21 protein-coding genes and 1 pseudogene are annotated in these 18,761 nt (G+C 35.4%); 17 read left to right on the top strand and 5 right to left on the bottom strand.

Features of this window, described 5'->3' with window-relative positions:
- Positions 1–179 precede the first annotated feature (179 nt).
- From fadH to ACTT1L_RS06465, 3 genes are all read left to right on the top strand, one after another.
- Complete coding sequence (fadH, locus tag ACTT1L_RS06475) at positions 180–944, top strand: 2,4-dienoyl-CoA reductase (protein WP_000660909.1); 765 nt, start codon at positions 180–182, stop codon at positions 942–944.
- A 225-nt stretch (positions 945–1,169) separates the two neighbouring features.
- Positions 1,170–2,387, top strand: coding sequence for an EAL domain-containing protein (locus ACTT1L_RS06470; RefSeq protein WP_000564304.1), 1,218 nt, complete (start codon positions 1,170–1,172; stop codon positions 2,385–2,387).
- 182 nt (positions 2,388–2,569) lie between these two features.
- Positions 2,570–3,058, top strand: coding sequence for a DUF3993 domain-containing protein (locus ACTT1L_RS06465; protein ID WP_076875544.1), 489 nt, complete (start codon positions 2,570–2,572; stop codon positions 3,056–3,058).
- A gap of 109 nt (positions 3,059–3,167) precedes the next feature.
- Here ACTT1L_RS06465 and ACTT1L_RS06460 read toward each other — a convergent pair whose 3' ends face one another.
- On the bottom strand, positions 3,168–3,404 hold the full coding sequence (locus tag ACTT1L_RS06460) for a glutaredoxin family protein (RefSeq protein WP_000717880.1): 237 nt from the start codon (positions 3,402–3,404) through the stop codon (positions 3,168–3,170).
- Positions 3,405–3,637: 233 nt separating this feature from the next.
- Here ACTT1L_RS06460 and ACTT1L_RS06455 point away from each other — a divergent pair, with 233 nt between their 5' ends.
- The 10 genes from ACTT1L_RS06455 to ACTT1L_RS06410 all read left to right on the top strand — a co-directional run bounded on the left by ACTT1L_RS06455 (position 3,638) and on the right by ACTT1L_RS06410 (position 10,611).
- The gene (locus ACTT1L_RS06455) at positions 3,638–3,874 is read left to right on the top strand and encodes a YkuJ family protein (RefSeq protein WP_000055151.1); all 237 of its coding nucleotides are present in this window, start codon (positions 3,638–3,640) and stop codon (positions 3,872–3,874) included.
- Between the two features lie 211 nt (positions 3,875–4,085).
- The gene (locus ACTT1L_RS06450; RefSeq protein WP_000440537.1) at positions 4,086–4,235 is read left to right on the top strand and encodes a hypothetical protein; all 150 of its coding nucleotides are present in this window, start codon (positions 4,086–4,088) and stop codon (positions 4,233–4,235) included.
- Positions 4,236–4,309: 74 nt separating this feature from the next.
- Positions 4,310–4,828, top strand: a complete 519-nt coding sequence (locus ACTT1L_RS06445; protein ID WP_000896650.1) for a ribonuclease H-like YkuK family protein — start codon at positions 4,310–4,312, stop codon at positions 4,826–4,828.
- Positions 4,829–4,935: 107 nt separating this feature from the next.
- Positions 4,936–5,127: an antirepressor AbbA gene (abbA, locus tag ACTT1L_RS06440; RefSeq protein WP_000817428.1), complete on the top strand. Its 192-nt coding sequence runs from the start codon at positions 4,936–4,938 to the stop codon at positions 5,125–5,127.
- Positions 5,128–5,297: 170 nt separating this feature from the next.
- On the top strand, positions 5,298–5,741 hold the full coding sequence (gene cbpB / locus ACTT1L_RS06435) for a cyclic-di-AMP-binding protein CbpB (RefSeq protein WP_000623568.1): 444 nt from the start codon (positions 5,298–5,300) through the stop codon (positions 5,739–5,741).
- Between the two features lie 141 nt (positions 5,742–5,882).
- On the top strand, positions 5,883–6,767 hold the full coding sequence (locus ACTT1L_RS06430; protein ID WP_086707946.1) for a LysR family transcriptional regulator: 885 nt from the start codon (positions 5,883–5,885) through the stop codon (positions 6,765–6,767).
- A 71-nt stretch (positions 6,768–6,838) separates the two neighbouring features.
- Positions 6,839–7,561 (top strand): 2,3,4,5-tetrahydropyridine-2,6-dicarboxylate N-acetyltransferase, encoded by a 723-nt coding sequence (dapD, locus tag ACTT1L_RS06425; protein WP_000783248.1) that lies wholly within the window; start codon positions 6,839–6,841, stop codon positions 7,559–7,561.
- Positions 7,562–7,622: 61 nt separating this feature from the next.
- Entirely contained in the window at positions 7,623–8,753 is a 1,131-nt protein-coding gene (locus ACTT1L_RS06420) for an N-acetyldiaminopimelate deacetylase (RefSeq protein WP_000261645.1), read from the top strand.
- A gap of 241 nt (positions 8,754–8,994) precedes the next feature.
- Positions 8,995–9,861, top strand: coding sequence for a hypothetical protein (locus tag ACTT1L_RS06415; protein WP_001167329.1), 867 nt, complete (start codon positions 8,995–8,997; stop codon positions 9,859–9,861).
- 84 nt (positions 9,862–9,945) lie between these two features.
- Positions 9,946–10,611, top strand: a complete 666-nt coding sequence (locus ACTT1L_RS06410; RefSeq protein WP_000504032.1) for a potassium channel family protein — start codon at positions 9,946–9,948, stop codon at positions 10,609–10,611.
- A gap of 38 nt (positions 10,612–10,649) precedes the next feature.
- Here ACTT1L_RS06410 and rnjA read toward each other — a convergent pair.
- A pseudogene (rnjA, locus tag ACTT1L_RS06405) lies at positions 10,650–12,318 on the bottom strand (ribonuclease J1).
- 4 nt (positions 12,319–12,322) lie between these two features.
- On the bottom strand, positions 12,323–12,535 hold the full coding sequence (locus tag ACTT1L_RS06400) for a DNA-dependent RNA polymerase subunit epsilon (protein WP_000576444.1): 213 nt from the start codon (positions 12,533–12,535) through the stop codon (positions 12,323–12,325).
- 547 nt (positions 12,536–13,082) lie between these two features.
- Between ACTT1L_RS06400 and ACTT1L_RS06395 the strand changes: the two genes are divergently transcribed.
- On the top strand, positions 13,083–13,856 hold the full coding sequence (locus ACTT1L_RS06395; RefSeq protein WP_442821832.1) for a Cof-type HAD-IIB family hydrolase: 774 nt from the start codon (positions 13,083–13,085) through the stop codon (positions 13,854–13,856).
- A 60-nt stretch (positions 13,857–13,916) separates the two neighbouring features.
- Here ACTT1L_RS06395 and def read toward each other — a convergent pair whose 3' ends face one another.
- The gene (gene def / locus ACTT1L_RS06390; protein ID WP_000957059.1) at positions 13,917–14,471 is read right to left on the bottom strand and encodes a peptide deformylase; all 555 of its coding nucleotides are present in this window, start codon (positions 14,469–14,471) and stop codon (positions 13,917–13,919) included.
- Between the two features lie 146 nt (positions 14,472–14,617).
- The gene (locus ACTT1L_RS06385) at positions 14,618–14,764 is read right to left on the bottom strand and encodes a YjcZ family sporulation protein (RefSeq protein ID WP_000274562.1); all 147 of its coding nucleotides are present in this window, start codon (positions 14,762–14,764) and stop codon (positions 14,618–14,620) included.
- Positions 14,765–15,277: 513 nt separating this feature from the next.
- On the opposite strand from ACTT1L_RS06385, the gene pdhA reads away from it, so the two are divergent.
- The 3 genes from pdhA to pdhC all read left to right on the top strand — a co-directional run bounded on the left by pdhA (position 15,278) and on the right by pdhC (position 18,756).
- Entirely contained in the window at positions 15,278–16,393 is a 1,116-nt protein-coding gene (gene pdhA / locus ACTT1L_RS06380; protein WP_000536893.1) for a pyruvate dehydrogenase E1 component subunit alpha, read from the top strand.
- Between the two features lie 3 nt (positions 16,394–16,396).
- Positions 16,397–17,374, top strand: a complete 978-nt coding sequence (pdhB, locus tag ACTT1L_RS06375) for a pyruvate dehydrogenase complex E1 component subunit beta (RefSeq protein ID WP_000068166.1) — start codon at positions 16,397–16,399, stop codon at positions 17,372–17,374.
- 92 nt (positions 17,375–17,466) lie between these two features.
- On the top strand, positions 17,467–18,756 hold the full coding sequence (pdhC, locus tag ACTT1L_RS06370) for a pyruvate dehydrogenase complex dihydrolipoyllysine-residue acetyltransferase (RefSeq protein ID WP_000863427.1): 1,290 nt from the start codon (positions 17,467–17,469) through the stop codon (positions 18,754–18,756).
- Positions 18,757–18,761 lie beyond the last annotated feature (5 nt).

Raw genomic sequence — 18,761 nt, 5'->3', positions numbered from 1 at the left:
CCTCCTTTTCAGTTTATTTGAAATATATTTTAAATAATAAAAAAGTAGTATTGATTACGAAAAAACGAATGAAAAGAAATCTCTTTACGTTAAAATATCAGAAAAGTTTAAAAATATAAAGATTTCTATTAAATAAAATGATAAAATGAATGTGTATTCATTTTTTGGAGGGGATATATATGAAAGAAAAAGTAGTTATTATAACAGGTGGATCGAGTGGAATGGGAAAAGGAATGGCGACTCGTTTTGCAAAAGAAGGGGCACGAGTTGTTATTACAGGACGTACAAAGGAAAAACTAGAGGAAACAAAATTGGAAATTGAACAATTTCCAGGACAAATATTACCGGTACAAATGGATGTAAGAAATACGGATGATATTCAGAAAATGATTGAACAGATTGATGAGAAGTTTGGACGAATTGATATTTTAATAAATAATGCAGCTGGAAACTTTATTTGTCCAGCAGAAGATTTATCCGTGAACGGCTGGAATTCGGTTATTAATATTGTGTTAAACGGTACATTTTACTGTAGCCAGGCTGTCGGAAAATATTGGATTGAAAAAGGTATAAAAGGAAATATCATTAACATGGTAGCAACATATGCGTGGGATGCAGGTCCGGGAGTTATTCATTCGGCTGCAGCGAAGGCTGGAGTATTAGCAATGACGAAAACACTCGCTGTTGAGTGGGGACGTAAATATGGAATCCGAGTTAACGCTATTGCGCCAGGACCAATTGAACGTACGGGCGGTGCTGATAAATTATGGATTTCAGAAGAAATGGCTAAGCGTACGATACAAAGTGTTCCGCTTGGAAGACTGGGTACGCCAGAAGAAATTGCAGGTCTAGCTTATTATTTATGTTCAGATGAAGCTGCGTACATAAATGGAACGTGCATGACAATGGATGGAGGACAACATTTACATCAATATCCATTTTAAAAGGGATAAGAAAAATGTGACGGAATTGTGACATATGAAAGAAAAGTGTTTACAAGAGGTCATATATACGTTATATTTAAGACCTCTTTTTTCTTCATAGTAGAATTGCTAATTCCCCTTAGCATTTTACCCCTCTAATCCCTTCAGGAAAACTGAAGGGATTTTTTATTATTTTTCCGTAAATATCATGTTATAATTTTTGAAAAGTAAAGGGAGGGAAGCACGTTGATAGATGCATTAGATGTAATGAGTAACTTGGATAAAGTCCTTCCTTATTATCAAGCAATTTTTAGTGCTGATGAACATACTGTAATTGGATATGAAGTAGTAGGGCGTATTCAAACAGAAGAGGGCATACAAAGTTTAGCTTCTTTCTTTCATGATGACTCTATTCCAAGTGAGTTTCAACTAGAAGCGGATAACATTATAGTAGAAAAAGCTTTAAATCGTTATTTAGAAAGTGATCAAAAACTATTATTATTTATACATCGGAATGCTAACGTATTAATGAACGATGATGATGAAAGTTTGCTTCAACTTTTATTGATGTATGAAAAACAAGGTTTAAATTTGAAAAACATTGTTTTAGAGATTACAGAACATGAATGTAAAGAAGATATAGAGCAATTTAATCATTTGCTTATGTATTATCGTACATACGGTATTCAAATTTCGATTAATAAAGTCGGAACAGGTACAAGTAATTTAGAACGTATTAGCGTGTTAGCACCTGATATTTTAAAAGTAGATTTAACAAATTTAAGGCAAACTGCACTTTTACAATCTTATCAAGATATTTTATATTCTTTATCATTACTTGCTAGAAGAATTGGTGCGACATTGTTATATGAAGAAATAGATGCTTTTTATCAATTACAATATGCATGGAAAAACGGTGGTAGGTACTATCAAGGGAATTATTTGAAAGAATGCTTACCTGATTTTATTGAAACGAACGTTTTGAAAGAACGACTTGGTAATGAGTGTCATCAATTTATTCAACATGAGAAGAAAAAACTACAAAAGATTTATAATTTAACAGAAATGTTACGTGATCGAATTGGCGATGTTTTAGCCAAACAGAAAAAGAATGAAGATATAAATGATTGGTTATTACAATTTAGCCAAAGTGTATCACAATGTAGTTTTCGTATATTTATTTGTAACGAAGATGGTTTCCAACAATCAGGAAACGTTATGAAAAAAGATGGGGAATGGATTGTGATGCCTGAGTATTATATGAAGAACTGGAGTTGGCGCCCGTATTTTCTAGAGAATATTATGAAAATGCGTTTTGAGAATAAGGCAAGACTTTCAGATTTATATGCTGATATTGAAACCGGTGAGATGGTACGAACATTTTCTTTCCCGATTGATGATGAAAACTTTTTATTTATAGATTTATCGTATGAATATTTATATGAAGAAGATGTTTTATTTTAATGCACGAAGAGATTCGTGCATTTTTTGTTTGTTTTTATCATAAATTGGTAATAGTGAAAATGGTGCCGAAAATGCTGTCTATCGTTGTAAAGATTTTACGAACGAAACCAGCCCTTTCTTTGCATAATCATTGTTACAATGAATACTACAAAGACAAGTTTTCTTAAAAGGAAGGTGAAAAAATGAGAAAATATGGAATATGGTTAGTTCTATTTGTATGCGTTGCCTTTCTAGTTGGTTATAGTGTTACAACTGTTTTAGGAAAAGAGGAAGTGAAAGTCGATCGGAAAGAAGTGTTTGTAACGATACAAAAAGGCTATGAAAGCCAATTTTCAATTCGTGGGAAGCGTTTGCCGATGAATAAGATGATAGAAACGTTATCACCATATTTTACAGAGAATTTCCTTCAAGTATTTACAGATGAAAATAGTAGAAGTGATAAACAAAGTGGTGAATATTTACTTCCAGCAAAAGAAGCGCCATTTTCTTTTAATTCAGAAACGAAAATGTCATATGATGAAGAGCATAAAATTTTATATGTTTATGAGCGGGCGAAAAGTGGACAATATCAAATTTTAACATTGCAAAGAGATCAAGGGAAGTGGAAATTGGCTGGATATCATGAAAGTCAAGAACTTTTAACTGAAATAAAAAGGTTACAACAATTATAAAGTGAAACTTTAATCAGGGGCATATCCCGTTTAATATGAACTTGCCACAATCAGATGCATACTTCCAAAATATATCGGGATAAAAATAGGAATAGGTCTTTACCTATTCCTATTCTATATTAAGAAGTTGTTGTAATTTTTCAATTTGAAAACCAGCAACAACTTCTCCATCAATTACAACCGTCGGAGTTGAATAAGAATCATAGTCATATAAAAGACGATTGCGAGCAGCGGCGTCTTTTTTTACGTCAAACTCTTCGTATACAACGTTATTATGCTTTAAAAATTCTTTCACAATAACACATGGCGGACAATCAGGTTGTGTGTAAACCTCAATTTTTTTCATTGCAATTCCTCCTTTTTACTGTTTTTTATTATATTCTTCCAGTATAAAAATCGCAATAAAGAAGGGAAAAGATGTTCTTTCTGTTTTTTCCTTCGTATTTCGACAAATTTTTAGTTGAGTTTCTGGCCAATAACCTTTATCCTAGAGTGTGGAACATTTTTTCTGTTATGACGGATAGAATGAGTATAGCTGTAAAACCTATTGGTAGGAAGATTAGAGAAAGGAGAGATTTCATGTCTCTACTCCAAGGAATTTTAACTCGACTTGTTAGTCTACAAGAACAAGCTGAAAGCGGTGAAGTAGCACAACGCTATTTTGAAGTGAACGGTGAGCGCAAATGTAGCGTGAAATTTTTCGATAAAAGTGAAATGTATGAGTTAGAAGTGTATCAACAAGGTGAAAAACCTCAAGTGTATCAATTCGATAATATCGACATGGTTGCAATTGAGATTTACGATATCATTTCTTGATACATATAAAAAAGGTGTTGCCATAGGGCAACACCTTTTTTAGTTCTATTACTTTTAGTATATATGTATAAGGATTTTTCATTTTTCCTACAATGGTAATAAAGTGAAAGTGTAATTAGTAGGGTTTCTTCGTCCTATACAGCTTATTATCCATCACCAATTGAGGACGGATAGTAAATAGCGGGATGAAAATAGTGAGGAGGTGTGTTATATGGAACGTTTACCAGTTGTGATTTGTCCTAATTGTCACAATTCTGCTGAGATTATTCATGTACTAACGGCTCAATCGAATCAAAACGTAATTTATACGTGCCAAGTTTGCCATTATGTAATTCGGAATATTGAAACGAATAAAGGGTAGGGAGTTATAATTTTTGTTTTTGTCCCATACAATGAGAATACGAAAAGTCTGTCTAATTGAAAGGACGTGACTATGTGGCCGGTGAACATAAATTTTATAATGTTTCAGAGAGGCATTTAAATTTTGATATGGTCTTTACCCGTATTTGTAACTTCATTGAAAAGGATCCGCGAAATTTATATCGTTTATCCATTGGGACAGACTCACAAGCACATCAAAAGGATACGAGGTTTATTACAGCAATTCATATTCATCGCGTTGGAAAAGGAGCCTGGGGGTGTTTACACCATCAATCAGTAAAAGATAAGCCAGCAACTTTACGTGAGAAAATATATTTAGAGACGCAGTTTAGTCAAGAAATCGCATGCCTATTTACTCCAAATCATATACAAACAATATGGGATTTATTGCATCCATATGCTCAAGATGGGGCTGGTTTTATAATGGAGATTCACTTAGATATCGGAAATGATGGTTTAACAAAAGAATTTATTCTAGATATGACAGCGAAAATTCAAGCGATGGGATTAACTGCAAAAATTAAGCCAGATGCTTATGCGGCGTTTAGTTATGCGAATCGATATACGAAATAAAAACAATTTATATATTTCTTCCACTAAAAACTGAATATTACATCTATTAAATAGGCTGAAAATTTTATATAATAATGGTAACGATGTGAGTATAAGGAGAGGGGTATATGAAAAGGGATTTTGTTTTAACGGAAGAAGAGGAAAGTTTGTTACTAGATATTTTATTTCAGCAAAATTATGCGAGTGAAATTTTAGCTGTGGAACTTACAGATATCGAGAATGGTTTAAAAAAGACAGACGTGATGCAATATAAAAAAATCACAAGGTTATTTTACAGATTAAAAAATAAAGGGTATTAAGCGCTACCGGAATGGTAGTCTTTTTTTTGTGTTATATGCTAAAATAGCTGTGTAATTTTGTTTTTTACTGAAAGAATGTAAGGACAAAATAATAATATGAAAACGCTGTCATAAAATGTGAATAGAGCCGGTGATTATAAGCAGGAAAAAGGGAAAATGGGGGATGTAATATGATTAGTATTCCAAAAGACGAGTTTCAACAAATTTTTGTAAAAGATTTAATGATTTCATCAGAAAAAGTAGCACACGTTCAAATAGGGAATGGTTTAGAGCATGCTTTACTCGTACTTGTGAAATCTGGATATTCGGCGATACCTGTTTTGGACCCGATGTACAAATTGCACGGGTTAATTAGTACTGCTATGATTTTAGACGGTATGTTAGGGCTAGAACGCATTGAGTTTGAAAGACTTGAAGAGATGAAAGTAGAGCAAGTAATGAAGAAAGATATTCCGGTTCTTAAGTTAGAAGATTCGTTTGCAAAAGCATTAGAAATGACTATTGATCATCCATTTATTTGCGCTGTCAATGAAGATGGGTATTTTGAGGGGATTTTAACACGTCGAGCGATTTTAAAATTGTTGAATAAAAAAGTAAGGCAACATAATCGATAATGTGAGAAAAGTGACTTCATAGAACCGAAGAAGTCACTTTTTTTCGTGCATATCAGTTGTGTATGTATTATATTTAAAAAGATAAAAAATATAAGCGTATGTAGTTAAATTACGGATGAAAAGCTTATTGAGATAAGGTGTATGGAAGCTAAGGAAAGAGGGAGAAAGTTGCAAATTGATGATTTTCAAATGATGGTTGTGTTAGCACAGGAATCAAATATGAGAAAAGCGGCGGAACGTTTATTTGTTTCACAACCTGCGCTTAGTCAACGATTACAATCTATGGAGAAACAATGGGGAATGAAGTTTTTTATTCGCTCGCAAAAAGGATTGACAATTACACCTGAAGGGGAAAAAGTTGCAAATTACGCAAAAGAAATGCTACAAAGAGAAGAGGATATTAAAAGTGAACTAGCTGTTTTTAGAACAGAAACTCACGGGACGTTAAAAATAGCTGTCGCATCAGTTATTGGTCAATATTGGCTTCCTCCTGTTTTGAAGAAGTTTGTACATAAATATCCTTCTGTAAAAATATCGCTGTTTACTGGCTGGAGTAGTGAGGTGCAAAAGCAATTTTATGAAGGAGACGTGCATGTTGCTATATTGAGAGGAACACAAGAATATAAAGGCCAGAAGCAACAATTATTTGAAGATGAACTTTATTTAGTGGATAAAGAAATAAAAGATATTTCGATGTTAAAAGAAACAAATAGACCATTTATTCAATTTAAAAGTGATTCGACTTATTATGGACAAATACAAAATTGGTGGTATGGTTTATTTTCTAATCCACCTAAGAGAACGATTGTCGTTGATCAAATTGAGACTTGCAAACAACTCGTTTTAAATGGTATAGGTTATGCTCTTTTACCTTCTACTGTTCTAAAAGAAGTACAGGAAAATATGTATAAAACATCTGTCCAATTAACGAGAGAAACATGGTTATTGACGAGTGAATCAGCTAGACAATTGAAGCAAGTACAAGCATTTTTAGAAATTATAGAAGAAATTCAAATGGAAAAATAGGATTATTATCTTGCTACTCGCCCTATCGTTTGGTAGAGTAACATTATAAATGGATTTAGGAGGCAACAAGAATGAAAATGATGGACGCTAACGAAATTATTTCGTTTATTCAAAAAAGTGAAAAGAAAACTCCTGTAAAGGTATACATAAAAGGGGATTTAAAAGAAGTAACATTCCCTGAAACGGTACAAGCATTTGTAAATAAAAAGTCTGGTGTATTATTTGGAGAATGGTCTGAAATTAAGACAATTCTAGATGAAAATAGCAAGTACATTGTTGATTACGTTGTTGAAAATGACCGTCGTAATTCTGCAATTCCAATGCTTGATTTAAAAGGTATTAAAGCTCGTATTGAGCCAGGTGCGATTATTCGTGACCACGTTGAAATCGGCGACAACGCTGTTATTATGATGAATGCAACAATTAATATCGGTGCTGTAATTGGTGAAGGGTCTATGATCGACATGAACGCGGTACTTGGTGGACGTGCAACTGTTGGTAAGAACTGTCACGTAGGTGCAGGCGCAGTACTTGCAGGTGTTATTGAGCCACCTTCAGCAAAACCAGTTATCGTTGAAGACGATGTTGTTATTGGTGCTAACGTAGTTGTGTTAGAGGGAGTTACAGTAGGTAAAGGTGCAGTTGTAGCAGCAGGAGCTGTTGTAACAGAAGATGTACCTCCATATACAGTTGTAGCAGGTACTCCAGCACGTGTAATTAAAGAGATTGATGAGAAGACAAAAGCAAAAACTGAAATTAAACAAGAACTTCGTCAATTAAACCCAGAGAAATAAAAACAAAAAAGCGTAAGAGCATAAACAGGCTCTTACGCTTTTTATAGATAGAGGTGCAAAAATGGTAGTAAGCAAATTCGTTCAAATTCGTAGAGACTTACATAAAATACCGGAAATTGGATTTAAAGAGTGGAAAACACAACAGTATATTTTAGATTACATAGGAACGCTTTCGAATGAACATGTGGAAGTGAAAGTGTGGAGAACAGGTGTTATTGTTAAAGTAAAGGGAAGGAATCCAGAAAAAGTTATAGGTTATCGCGCAGATATAGACGGTTTACCAATTACAGAGGAAACTGGATATGAGTTCGCTTCTGTTCATGAAGGAATGATGCATGCATGTGGACATGACTTACATACGACAATCGGTTTAGGCCTCCTAACAGCAGCTGTAACAGAAAGAATAGATGATGACCTTGTATTTCTATTCCAACCAGCTGAAGAAGGGCCTGGAGGGGCTCTTCCTATGTTAGAGAGTGAAGAGTTAAAAGAATGGAAGCCAAATATTATTCTCGGCCTTCATATTGCACCTGAATACCCTGTAGGGACAATTGCTACAAAAGAGGGGCTATTATTTGCAAATACATCAGAGTTATATGTTGATTTAAAGGGGAAAGGTGGACATGCAGCTTATCCTCATACTGCAAATGATATGATTGTCGCAGCTAGTCACCTTGTTACACAGCTTCAGTCTGTTATTAGTCGTAATGTAAACCCACTTGATAGTGCAGTAATTACAATCGGAAAAATAACAGGCGGTACAGTTCAAAATATCATAGCAGAAAAGTCTCGATTAGAGGGAACGATCCGAACGTTATCAGTGGAATCGATGAGCCGTGTTAAAAGTAGGATTGAGGCAATTGTTGCAGGTATAGAAGCTTCCTTCCAATGTGAAGCCGTTATTGACTACGGAGCGATGTATCATCAAGTATACAATCATGAAGCATTAACGAGAGAGTTTATGCAATTTGTAAGTGAACAAACTGATATGAAAGTAATTACATGTACTGAGGCAATGACAGGTGAAGATTTTGGTTATATGCTTCAAGAGATTCCTGGATTTATGTTTTGGCTTGGGGTAAATTCAGAATATGGTTTACATCATGCAAAATTAAAGCCAGATGAAGAGGCTATTGAGAAAGCTATCGTATTTTTAGATCAATATGTAAAATGGAAGGGAACTAGAAAGTAAATTTGCTCGCCAACTTGGTGGGTATTCGTTAGTTCCAAGGTGAAAACATTTTTCATATTTGTTTTGAATACACATCGGCATACAAATGGATAAAATAATGAGCAGTGGTTTTGAGCCGCTGCTCATTATTCATTATCGCTTATTGAGAAGATGATTAGTTAACTAGCTTATATATGTTTACAATTCGTGTGGAAAGTGTGTAAAATCAAGGTGAAACGTAGAAAAAAGGGTGGGGAATTACGTGCAGATTAGCAGTGCGATTTTATGTTTTGTTTTATATACATATGTTATTATTGCGGCGGTTTATTTTGGGATAAGTTTTTATGCCTACCGTTTAGCGAATAATAATGAATATGAAGAGACATACAACTGGGTGAAAAGGTATTTATCACCTGTACTAGAAATTATGAATGGGTTTGTTCTTTTTTTATTTATTGGATTAATTGCTTTTTCAACGAGCTTAGTAGGAAATAAGACTACATTATTTGTACTAGGTATCATTATTTTTATGCTATTAGGAATTCGTATTGGTAATACGGTATTTTGGAATGAGAGAAAAGTAGATGGTTGGACGGGAATGCTAATACCGTGTATGCTAGCTGCTATCGTGACGAATATAGAACATGAATATTATCAGTTGCATTTTTGGCTCATAATTGTTTTAACAATTCTCTCTGTGTTGTATATAAGTACTGTCGTGCTAACATACATTGCAAATGAAAAGGGAGATGTAAAAGGTACGCATTTCTTTAGAGGGCGTGCATTGTTATGGAGTGTGCCAACGATGGCGGTTATAGCAATTATTGCGATATTAGTAAATGGGTATCAATTTACGAATTGGCAACTGTTTTTAGAAAATTGGTGGATTTTCATTCTTTCGTTTATCGCTTTTTTAGGTGCAACGCATTATTTATTTCATCAACACCATTATATATTGGCATTGCTATTCGCATTCACACAACTATTATTTGCTTTCTTCGGACAAGAAACGTTATTATTCGTTTTTGAAACGTTTAGTTCATTTGGAAACATATTTGTATTTGGTATGTTAATTTTCAGTATCGCATTTTATTTACAACAGTATTTTTATATGCAAAAACAAAAATAAAGAATGATATACAGGTTTTTGTAGCAAATCTAAAGTATGTTACAATAAAAATACATAGTATTCGATGTTATTGGAGGAATTCCTGTGGGTGAAAAAGAGAAAGAATTTGCTGTCATTGGGCTTGGGCGTTTTGGTGGAAGTATTTGTCGAGAACTTGCTCAATTAGGTATGGAAGTAATGGCAATTGACTCAGATGAGGATAAAATTAATGAGTTTGCAAATATAGCTTCACATGCTGTAATTGCAGATTCAACAGATGAGATGGTATTAAAAAGTCTTGGTATTCGTAATTTTGATCATGTAGTCGTTGCGATTGGGGACAATTTGAATTCAAGTATTTTAACAACGTTAATTCTGAAAGAGTTAGGTGTAAAAAATATTACTGTAAAAGCTCAAAATGATTACCATGAAAAAGTATTAAGTAAAATAGGAGCAGATCACATTGTGCACCCAGAGCGTGATATGGGAAAAAGGATTGCTAATAATATTGCATCAAGTAATGTATTAGACTATCTTGAGCTTTCAGATGAGCATAGCATTGTAGAGATTATTGCAAATAAAAAAATCGATGGTCATTCTTTAATCGAATTAGATATTCGTGCGAAGTTTGGATTGAATATTGTAGCGATTAAACGTGGTAAAGAAGTTATTGTATCTCCTCGAGCTACGGAAAACATTCAAGCGGGAGATATATTAATTGTAATTGGTCATGACGATGAAGTAGATCGTTTCAAGCACTTTTTAAGATAAGAGAAAAGGACAATACCATAAAGGTATTGTCCTTTTTCTTATATCTCCATAATGATTGGTAAAATCATTGGGCGACGTTTCGTTTTCTCATATAGGAATGGTGCTAATGTATCTGTAATTTCATTTTTAATTTCAGACCATTGCGTTGTTTTACGTTCCATTACTTTTTCTAAATGAGTTGTAATTAATGTTTGAGCATCATTAATTAAATCACTACTTTCGCGCATATAAACGAAACCACGTGAGATAATATCAGGCCCTGCTGCAACTTTAAATTCTTTCATATCAATGCTTACAACGACAATAACAAGTCCTTCTTCAGAAAGGATACGACGATCGCGTAATACGATATTACCGATATCTCCAATACCATTTCCGTCAATATAAACAGATCCAGATGGTATTTTACCAGCTACACTTGCTTCATCTGAACGTAAGGCAAGAACATCACCATTATCCATAATGAAACAGTTTTCTTCTGGAATACCACAATCATTTGCTAATTTCATATGCATACGTTGCATACGATATTCACCATGAATTGGCATGAAATACTTCGGTTTAATTAGACGAAGCATTAGTTTTTGTTCTTCTTGTCCACCGTGTCCACTCGTATGAATGTTTGACAGTTTTCCGTGGATTACATCAGCACCAGCACGGTACAACATATTAATTGTACGGCTTACACTAATTGTATTACCAGGGATTGGTGAAGAAGAGAACACAACTGTGTCGCCAGGAATAATTTGAATTTGACGATGGGTACCATTAGCAATACGTGAAAGTGCTGCCATTGGCTCCCCTTGACTACCTGTACATAAAATAACAACTTTATTAGCCGGTAGACGATTTAATTGAGATGCATCTATGAATGTATCTTTCGGACAGCGAATATAACCGAGGTTTTGTCCGATTTCAATCGCTGCCTCCATACTTCGGCCAAATACAGCCACTTTACGATTGTTTTCAACAGCCGCTTCAACGACTTGTTGCAAGCGATGGATATTTGATGCAAAGGTTGCGAAGATAATACGACCTTCTACTTTGCGGAAAATATCTTGAATACTATCACCAACACGGCGCTCAGACATTGTAAAGTTTGGAACTTCACTGTTTGTACTGTCAGATAAGAGACAAAGTACACCGTCTTTTCCGATTTCAGCCATTTTTGTTAAGTCCGCTGGTTCACCAACTGGTGTGAAGTCAAATTTGAAATCTCCAGTATGAACCACTTGTCCTTGAGGTGTTTTCACAACAACTCCGTATGAATCTGGGATACTGTGAGTTGTACGGAAGAAGGAAACAGATGTCTTTTTAAATTTAATAACATCATCTTCTTGAATTTCATAAAGTTTTGCTTTACGAAGTAATCCGTGCTCTTCTAATTTGTTTTTGATTAGTGCAATTGCTAATTTTCCGCCATAAATCGGAATGTTCACTTGACGTAATAAGTAAGGAATTCCACCGATATGATCTTCGTGACCATGTGTAATGAATAATCCTTTAATTTTATCTTCGTTTCGCACAAAATAAGTGTAATCTGGTATTACATAATCGATTCCGAGGAGTTCGTCTTCTGGAAATTTAATTCCAGACGTCAATTATAATAATTTCATCTTGAAATTGAACAGCATATGTATTTTTACCGATTTCACCAAGGCCACCTAAAGCAAAAACGGCTGCTTGATCATTCTTTAGAAATTTCATATGACTATACGATTTCCGCTAATGTTAAATCAGCGTTTTCTTTTTCATATTCAAGATGATTGCCAGTCACAGACTGAACGAATTCGATATTATATGCGAACTTATTTAATTTTGTACGAACATCCTTCTCAGACGTAGCCTCTAAATATAAAACTTTTGTATTTTCACGTACTGGAACCTCAGTCATTTTTTCTTGATAAAATACTTTAAAAATCATTTGGAAAACCTCTCCTTGTCTATGTTTTGCATTATCTGTTACTTATTATAAAGCAAACAGTCACGATTTTCATGTTTTTTCGAATGAGAATGAAGAAAAAGCCCGAAATGGGCACAATTTAAGCGATCGTCTTTTTACGGACTAGATCTTTTAAATAACGCTTCAGCTTTTTCTTCAGCTTCTTCAGCATGATTACTCCTTCCTTTCCTTATTTTAAACATGCATATTACTAGTGAAAACGCCGTCTCTGATATAAGAAAGAGGACAAAAGTGAATGTTGAATCTTGTCTTTTCTCATACAGAGAAAGTTATTCTATAGTAACGATTAGTAGCCGTTAGTTATAGCTATAGTATGAGAAAGAATAGAAAAGAAAATTCATACGAACAAGTATCCACATTTTTTACTAATATATATATGCAGGTTTCATAAATAAGGTCAGAAAGTGAACGCTTTCTTCACAGATGTTTAATATGTTATACTTTTTTTTAGCATTTGAAAAGCGATAATCAAAATAGGAATATAGAGTAACAGAAAGGATTTTGACAAATGAATGATAAAATTGTCTTTTTTGATATTGATGGAACATTATTAGATCATGATAAGAAGATTCCGCAACCTACGCGTGACGCAGTAAGGCAGTTACAAGAAAAAGGCGTGCATGTAGCAATTGCGACAGGACGTGCGCCATTTATGTTCGAAGATATTCGTAAGGAACTTAATATCCACAATTATGTTAGCTTTAATGGACAGTACGTTGTATTTGAAGATGAGGTAGTATTTAATAACCCATTACATCCAGCTGCTCTACATAAGTTTACTCAGTTTGCAAAACAAGAAGGATATCCACTTGTATATCTTGATCATCAAGAAATGAGAGCATCAGTGGAATATCATGATTATGTGAAAGAAGGGTTTGGCAGTTTACATTTTGAGCATCCAGCATATGAACCTGATTTTTATGAGAAGCGTAATATTTATCAAACACTTCTTTTCTGTGAAGTAAATGAAGAAGAAAAGTTTATAAATCAGTACCCAGACTTTCATTTTATTCGCTGGCATGCGTATTCAATGGATATTATTCCAAATGGTGGTTCTAAGGCAAAAGGGATTGAGAAATTCATTGAAAAATTAGGATTTAACCGTGAACAAGTGTATGCATTTGGGGATGGCTTAAATGATTTAGAAATGATTGAAGCAGTTGGGACAGGTATTGTGATGGGGAATGGTCATGAAGACTTGAAAAAACTTGCAAATCATGTGACAAAGGATGTTAGTGAAGACGGTATATATCATGGTTTAAAATGGGCTGGATTGCTATAAGTGAATATGGAATCTATTTCATATAGTAAAAAGGCGGAAGAGTATATTCCGCCTTTTTTACTATCGCTCTAGAGGTTTTGAATCGTCAGGAGCGGCAAATGGATTTTCTTTATTAATGTGATCATAGAACATAACACCATTTAAATGGTCAATTTCATGTTGAAATACAATTGCTGGTAACCCTTTTAAACGTAACTTTACTTCTTCGCCGTTAATAGAAGTTGCTTTCACTGTAATTCTTGTATAACGAGGGACATAACCAGGTACTTCACGGTCTACTGATAGACAGCCTTCACCACTTTGTAAATATGTACGTTCAACAGAATGGCTAATGATTTTTGGATTAAATAATGCATGACTATATAACGTACCGTCCGTATCTGTTACATGAACCGCAATCATTCTTTTTGAAATACCGATTTGCGGAGCCGCTAATCCGATTCCAGGGCGTAAACTATATTTTTCAGCCATTTCAGGATCTTGGCTATTTATTACAAATTCAATCATTTCCTTAAGAGTATTTGTATCTTCTTCGCTCGCTGGTAGTACTACCTCTTCTGCAACGTTTCGCAAAATAGGATCTCCTTCGCGAATTACATCTTTCATTGTAAGCATATGTAATCTCTCCTTTCCTTTTTAGTCTACCAAAGGAGATGGAAAAAGTCATCGGCAAGTAAGGGGAAGATAGATCGGTTATGTAGGAATAAAAAGAAAGAGACGGCAGAGCCGTCTCTTTCTTTCCATAGTTGTTTCATTTTACATTAGCGAATGCAAGCAGCACCAACGATAATTAAAAGAATAAACAACACAACGATTAAGGCGAAGCCGCGTCCAGACCCACCACAAGAACCGCCATAACCGTAGGAAGGATATGAACAAGTTGGATAGCAATATGAATATCCGTACATGAGATGACCTCCTTTATCATTTCCCGCTAATACTGCGGTTACTATAATGTATGGAGGGAAGAGTAGAAATGTATGGGTAATTACCTATAAAAGGAAGAAGAGTTTGTATATTTTTGCTAAGAAGAGAGAAAAACTAAAGGGAATTAAATCGTTTACATATTATTCTAAGAGAAAAAACAAGTTAAAAAGGGAATAATATAACAGTAGGTTAATGCTTACTAATACAGATGTGAAAAATAAAAACACGTTTGTGTAGGAGAAACCTGCAGATTATTTATAAAAAAACGTATTCAAAGTAATTGACATCGTAATTAGAATAGTTGTAAACTAAAAAACGTGATCAAGATTGTATTAATATGTTTCTGAAAAAACATTAGTACAGATTGTTAGGTACACAAAATTATTCTCAACCGACAAATAAATTTGTTGGTTTACATTGTTGCGGTTTCCATCTAGCTAATAGATAGTGAAAGCGTTTCAGAATATGGTTCAAGAGAGGAAGAGGTGAACGGAATGGGTACTAAAACAAAAAAGACCCTATTTAATGTTGATGAGCAAATGAAAGCTATCGCAGCTCAATTTGAAACATTACAAATTTTAAATGAAAAAGGCGAAGTTGTGAATGAAGCAGCTATGCCTGAATTATCTGATGATCAATTAAAAGAATTAATGCGCCGTATGGTGTATACTCGCGTACTAGATCAACGTTCTATTTCTTTAAACCGTCAAGGACGTTTAGGTTTCTACGCACCAACAGCTGGACAAGAGGCTTCTCAATTAGCAAGTCATTTCGCACTTGAAGCAGAAGATTTCATCTTACCAGGATATCGTGATGTGCCACAATTAGTATGGCACGGTTTACCATTATACCAAGCATTCTTATTCTCTCGTGGACATTTCATGGGTAACCAAATGCCTGAGAACGTAAATGCACTTGCTCCACAAATCATCATCGGTGCGCAAATCATCCAAACTGCTGGTGTTGCGTTAGGTATGAAATTACGTGGTAAAAAATCTGTTGCAATTACTTACACTGGTGACGGTGGTGCTTCACAAGGTGACTTCTACGAAGGTATGAACTTTGCGGGTGCATTCAAAGCTCCAGCAATCTTCGTTGTACAAAACAACCGTTATGCAATCTCTACTCCAGTAGAAAAGCAATCTGCAGCTAAAACTGTAGCACAAAAAGCAGTAGCAGCAGGTATTTACGGAATTCAAGTAGACGGTATGGATCCATTAGCTGTATACGCAGCAACTGCTTTCGCTCGTGAGCGTGCAGTAAATGGTGAAGGTCCTACTTTAATCGAGACTTTAACATTCCGTTACGGTCCACATACAATGGCTGGTGATGACCCAACTCGTTACCGTACAAAAGATATCGAGAACGAATGGGAACAAAAAGATCCAATCGTACGCTTCCGTGCATTCTTAGAAAACAAAGGCCTATGGTCTCAAGAAGTTGAAGAGAAAGTAATCGAAGAAGCAAAAGAAGATATCAAACAAGCAATTGCTAAGGCTGACCAAGCTCCAAAACAAAAAGTTACTGATTTAATGGAAATCATGTACGAAAAAATGCCTTACAACTTAGCTGAACAATATGAAATTTACAAAGAAAAGGAGTCGAAGTAAGCCATGGCTCAAATGACAATGATTCAAGCAATCACTGATGCTTTACGCGTTGAAATGAAAAATGACCCTAACGTACTTGTGTTTGGTGAAGACGTTGGTGTAAACGGCGGTGTATTCCGTGCTACTGAAGGTTTACAAGCTGAATTCGGTGAAGACCGTGTAATGGATACTCCACTTGCAGAGTCTGGTATTGGTGGACTTGCAGTTGGACTTGCACTTGAAGGATTCCGTCCAGTTCCAGAAATCCAATTCTTCGGTTTCGTTTATGAAGTAATGGATTCAATTTCTGGTCAATTAGCTCGTATGCGTTACCGTTCTGGTGGACGTTGGACTGCTCCAGTAACAGTTCGTTCTCCATTCGGTGGTGGTGTTCATACTCCTGAACTACATGCTGATAGCTTAGAAGGTTTAGTGGCTCAACAACCTGGTCTAAAAGTTGTTATTCCATCTACTCCATACGATGCAAAAGGTCTTTTAATCTCTGCGATTCGTGACAACGATCCAGTTATCTACTTAGAGCATATGAAATTGTACCGTTCATTCCGTCAAGATGTACCAGAAGGTGAATACACAATTGATTTAGGCAAAGCTGACATCAAACGTGAAGGTACAGATGTATCTGTTATCGCTTACGGTGCTATGGTTCACGCTGCATTAAAAGCTGCTGAAGAACTTGAAAAAGAAGGTATCTCTTTAGAAGTTGTTGACTTACGTACAGTTCAACCATTAGATATCGAAACAATCATCGCTTCTGTTGAAAAAACAGGCCGCGTAGTTGTAGTTCAAGAAGCTCAAAAACAAGCTGGTATTGCAGCTAACGTTGTAGCGGAAATTAACGACCGTGCAATTTTAAACTTAGAAGCTCCAGTTGTACGTGTTGCAGCTGCTGATACAGTATTCCCATTCTCTCAAGCTGAGAGCGTATGGTTACCAAACCATAAAGATATTGTTGAAGCTGTTAACAAAGTAATGAACTTCTAATTTTTACTTATTCATGTGCAAAAGAAATCAGCACATGCTGATTTCTTTTGCCATATTCCATAATAAAGAAATGAATCAGGGGGCTGAATTCCGTGGCATTTGAATTTAAACTACCAGATATCGGTGAAGGTATCCACGAAGGTGAAATCGTAAAATGGTTTATTAAACCAGGCGACGAAGTAAACGAAGACGACGTACTTCTTGAAGTACAAAATGATAAAGCAGTAGTAGAAATTCCTTCTCCTGTTAAAGGTAAAGTACTTGAAGTACTTGTAGAAGAAGGTACGGTTGCAGTAGTTGGAGATACATTAATTAAATTTGATGCTCCTGGATACGAAAACCTTAAATTTAAAGGCGACGATCATGACGAAGCTCCTAAAGCTGAAGAAGCAAAAGAAGAAGCTCCTAAAGCTGAAGCTACTCCAGCAGCAACTGCAGAAGTAGTAAATGAGCGCGTAATCGCTATGCCATCTGTTCGTAAATATGCTCGTGAAAACGGCGTAGACATTCATAAAGTAGCTGGTTCTGGTAAGAACGGTCGTATCGTAAAAGCTGACATCGATGCATTTGCAAATGGTGGACAAGCAGTAGCAGCAACTGAGGCTCCAGCAGCAGTAGAAGCTACTCCAGCAGCAGCGAAAGAAGAAGCACCAAAAGCACAACCAATCCCAGCTGGTGAATATCCAGAAACTCGTGAGAAAATGAGTGGTATCCGTAAAGCAATTGCGAAAGCAATGGTTAACTCTAAACATACAGCTCCTCACGTAACATTAATGGATGAAGTAGATGTAACTGAACTTGTTGCTCATCGTAAGAAGTTCAAAGCTGTGGCAGCTGACAAAGGTATTAAATTAACTTACCTTCCATACGTTGTTAAAGCTTTAACATCTGCATTACGTGAATACCCAATGTTAAACACTTCTTTAGATGATGCTTCTCAAGAAGTAGTTCATAAACATTACTTCAACATCGGTATCGCAGCTGATACAGACAAAGGTCTATTAGTACCAGTTGTTAAAGATACAGATCGCAAGTCTATCTTCACAATTTCTAACGAGATCAATGATCTTGCTGGTAAAGCACGTGAAGGTCGTTTAGCTCCTGCTGAAATGAAAGGCGCTTCTTGCACAATTACAAACATTGGTTCTGCAGGTGGACAATGGTTCACTCCAGTTATCAACCACCCAGAAGTAGCAATCCTTGGTATCGGCCGTATCGCTGAGAAACCAGTTGTGAAAAACGGTGAGATCGTTGCAGCTCCAGTATTAGCATTATCTCTAAGCTTTGACCATCGTTTAATTGACGGCGCAACTGCTCAAAAAGCATTAAACCAAATTAAACGTCTATTGAATGACCCACAATTATTAGTAATGGAGGCGTAATAACA

The organism is Bacillus sp. FH (genome assembly GCF_052216825.1).
Taxonomy (GTDB): Bacteria; Bacillota; Bacilli; order Bacillales; family Bacillaceae_G; genus Bacillus_A; species Bacillus_A paranthracis.
Note: the sequence above shows the minus strand (reverse complement) of the source record. Positions and strands in the feature narration are given on the sequence as shown.

Excerpts from the sequence above, each read along its gene's own strand:
- fadH (WP_000660909.1), top strand. The coding sequence starts at position 180 with ATGAAAGAAAAAGTAGTTATTATAACAGGTGGATCGAGTGGAATGGGA.
- ACTT1L_RS06465 (WP_076875544.1), top strand. The coding sequence starts at position 2,570 with ATGAGAAAATATGGAATATGGTTAGTTCTATTTGTATGCGTTGCCTTT.
- ACTT1L_RS06460 (WP_000717880.1), bottom strand. The coding sequence starts at position 3,404 with ATGAAAAAAATTGAGGTTTACACACAACCTGATTGTCCGCCATGTGTT.
- ACTT1L_RS06455 (WP_000055151.1), top strand. The coding sequence starts at position 3,638 with ATGTCTCTACTCCAAGGAATTTTAACTCGACTTGTTAGTCTACAAGAA.
- ACTT1L_RS06450 (WP_000440537.1), top strand. The coding sequence starts at position 4,086 with ATGGAACGTTTACCAGTTGTGATTTGTCCTAATTGTCACAATTCTGCT.
- abbA (WP_000817428.1), top strand. The coding sequence starts at position 4,936 with ATGAAAAGGGATTTTGTTTTAACGGAAGAAGAGGAAAGTTTGTTACTA.
- cbpB (WP_000623568.1), top strand. The coding sequence starts at position 5,298 with ATGATTAGTATTCCAAAAGACGAGTTTCAACAAATTTTTGTAAAAGAT.
- ACTT1L_RS06430 (WP_086707946.1), top strand. The coding sequence starts at position 5,883 with ATGGAAGCTAAGGAAAGAGGGAGAAAGTTGCAAATTGATGATTTTCAA.
- dapD (WP_000783248.1), top strand. The coding sequence starts at position 6,839 with ATGAAAATGATGGACGCTAACGAAATTATTTCGTTTATTCAAAAAAGT.
- ACTT1L_RS06420 (WP_000261645.1), top strand. The coding sequence starts at position 7,623 with ATGGTAGTAAGCAAATTCGTTCAAATTCGTAGAGACTTACATAAAATA.
- ACTT1L_RS06400 (WP_000576444.1), bottom strand. The coding sequence starts at position 12,535 with ATGATTTTTAAAGTATTTTATCAAGAAAAAATGACTGAGGTTCCAGTA.
- ACTT1L_RS06395 (WP_442821832.1), top strand. The coding sequence starts at position 13,083 with ATGAATGATAAAATTGTCTTTTTTGATATTGATGGAACATTATTAGAT.
- def (WP_000957059.1), bottom strand. The coding sequence starts at position 14,471 with ATGCTTACAATGAAAGATGTAATTCGCGAAGGAGATCCTATTTTGCGA.
- ACTT1L_RS06385 (WP_000274562.1), bottom strand. The coding sequence starts at position 14,764 with ATGTACGGATATTCATATTGCTATCCAACTTGTTCATATCCTTCCTAC.
- pdhA (WP_000536893.1), top strand. The coding sequence starts at position 15,278 with ATGGGTACTAAAACAAAAAAGACCCTATTTAATGTTGATGAGCAAATG.
- pdhB (WP_000068166.1), top strand. The coding sequence starts at position 16,397 with ATGGCTCAAATGACAATGATTCAAGCAATCACTGATGCTTTACGCGTT.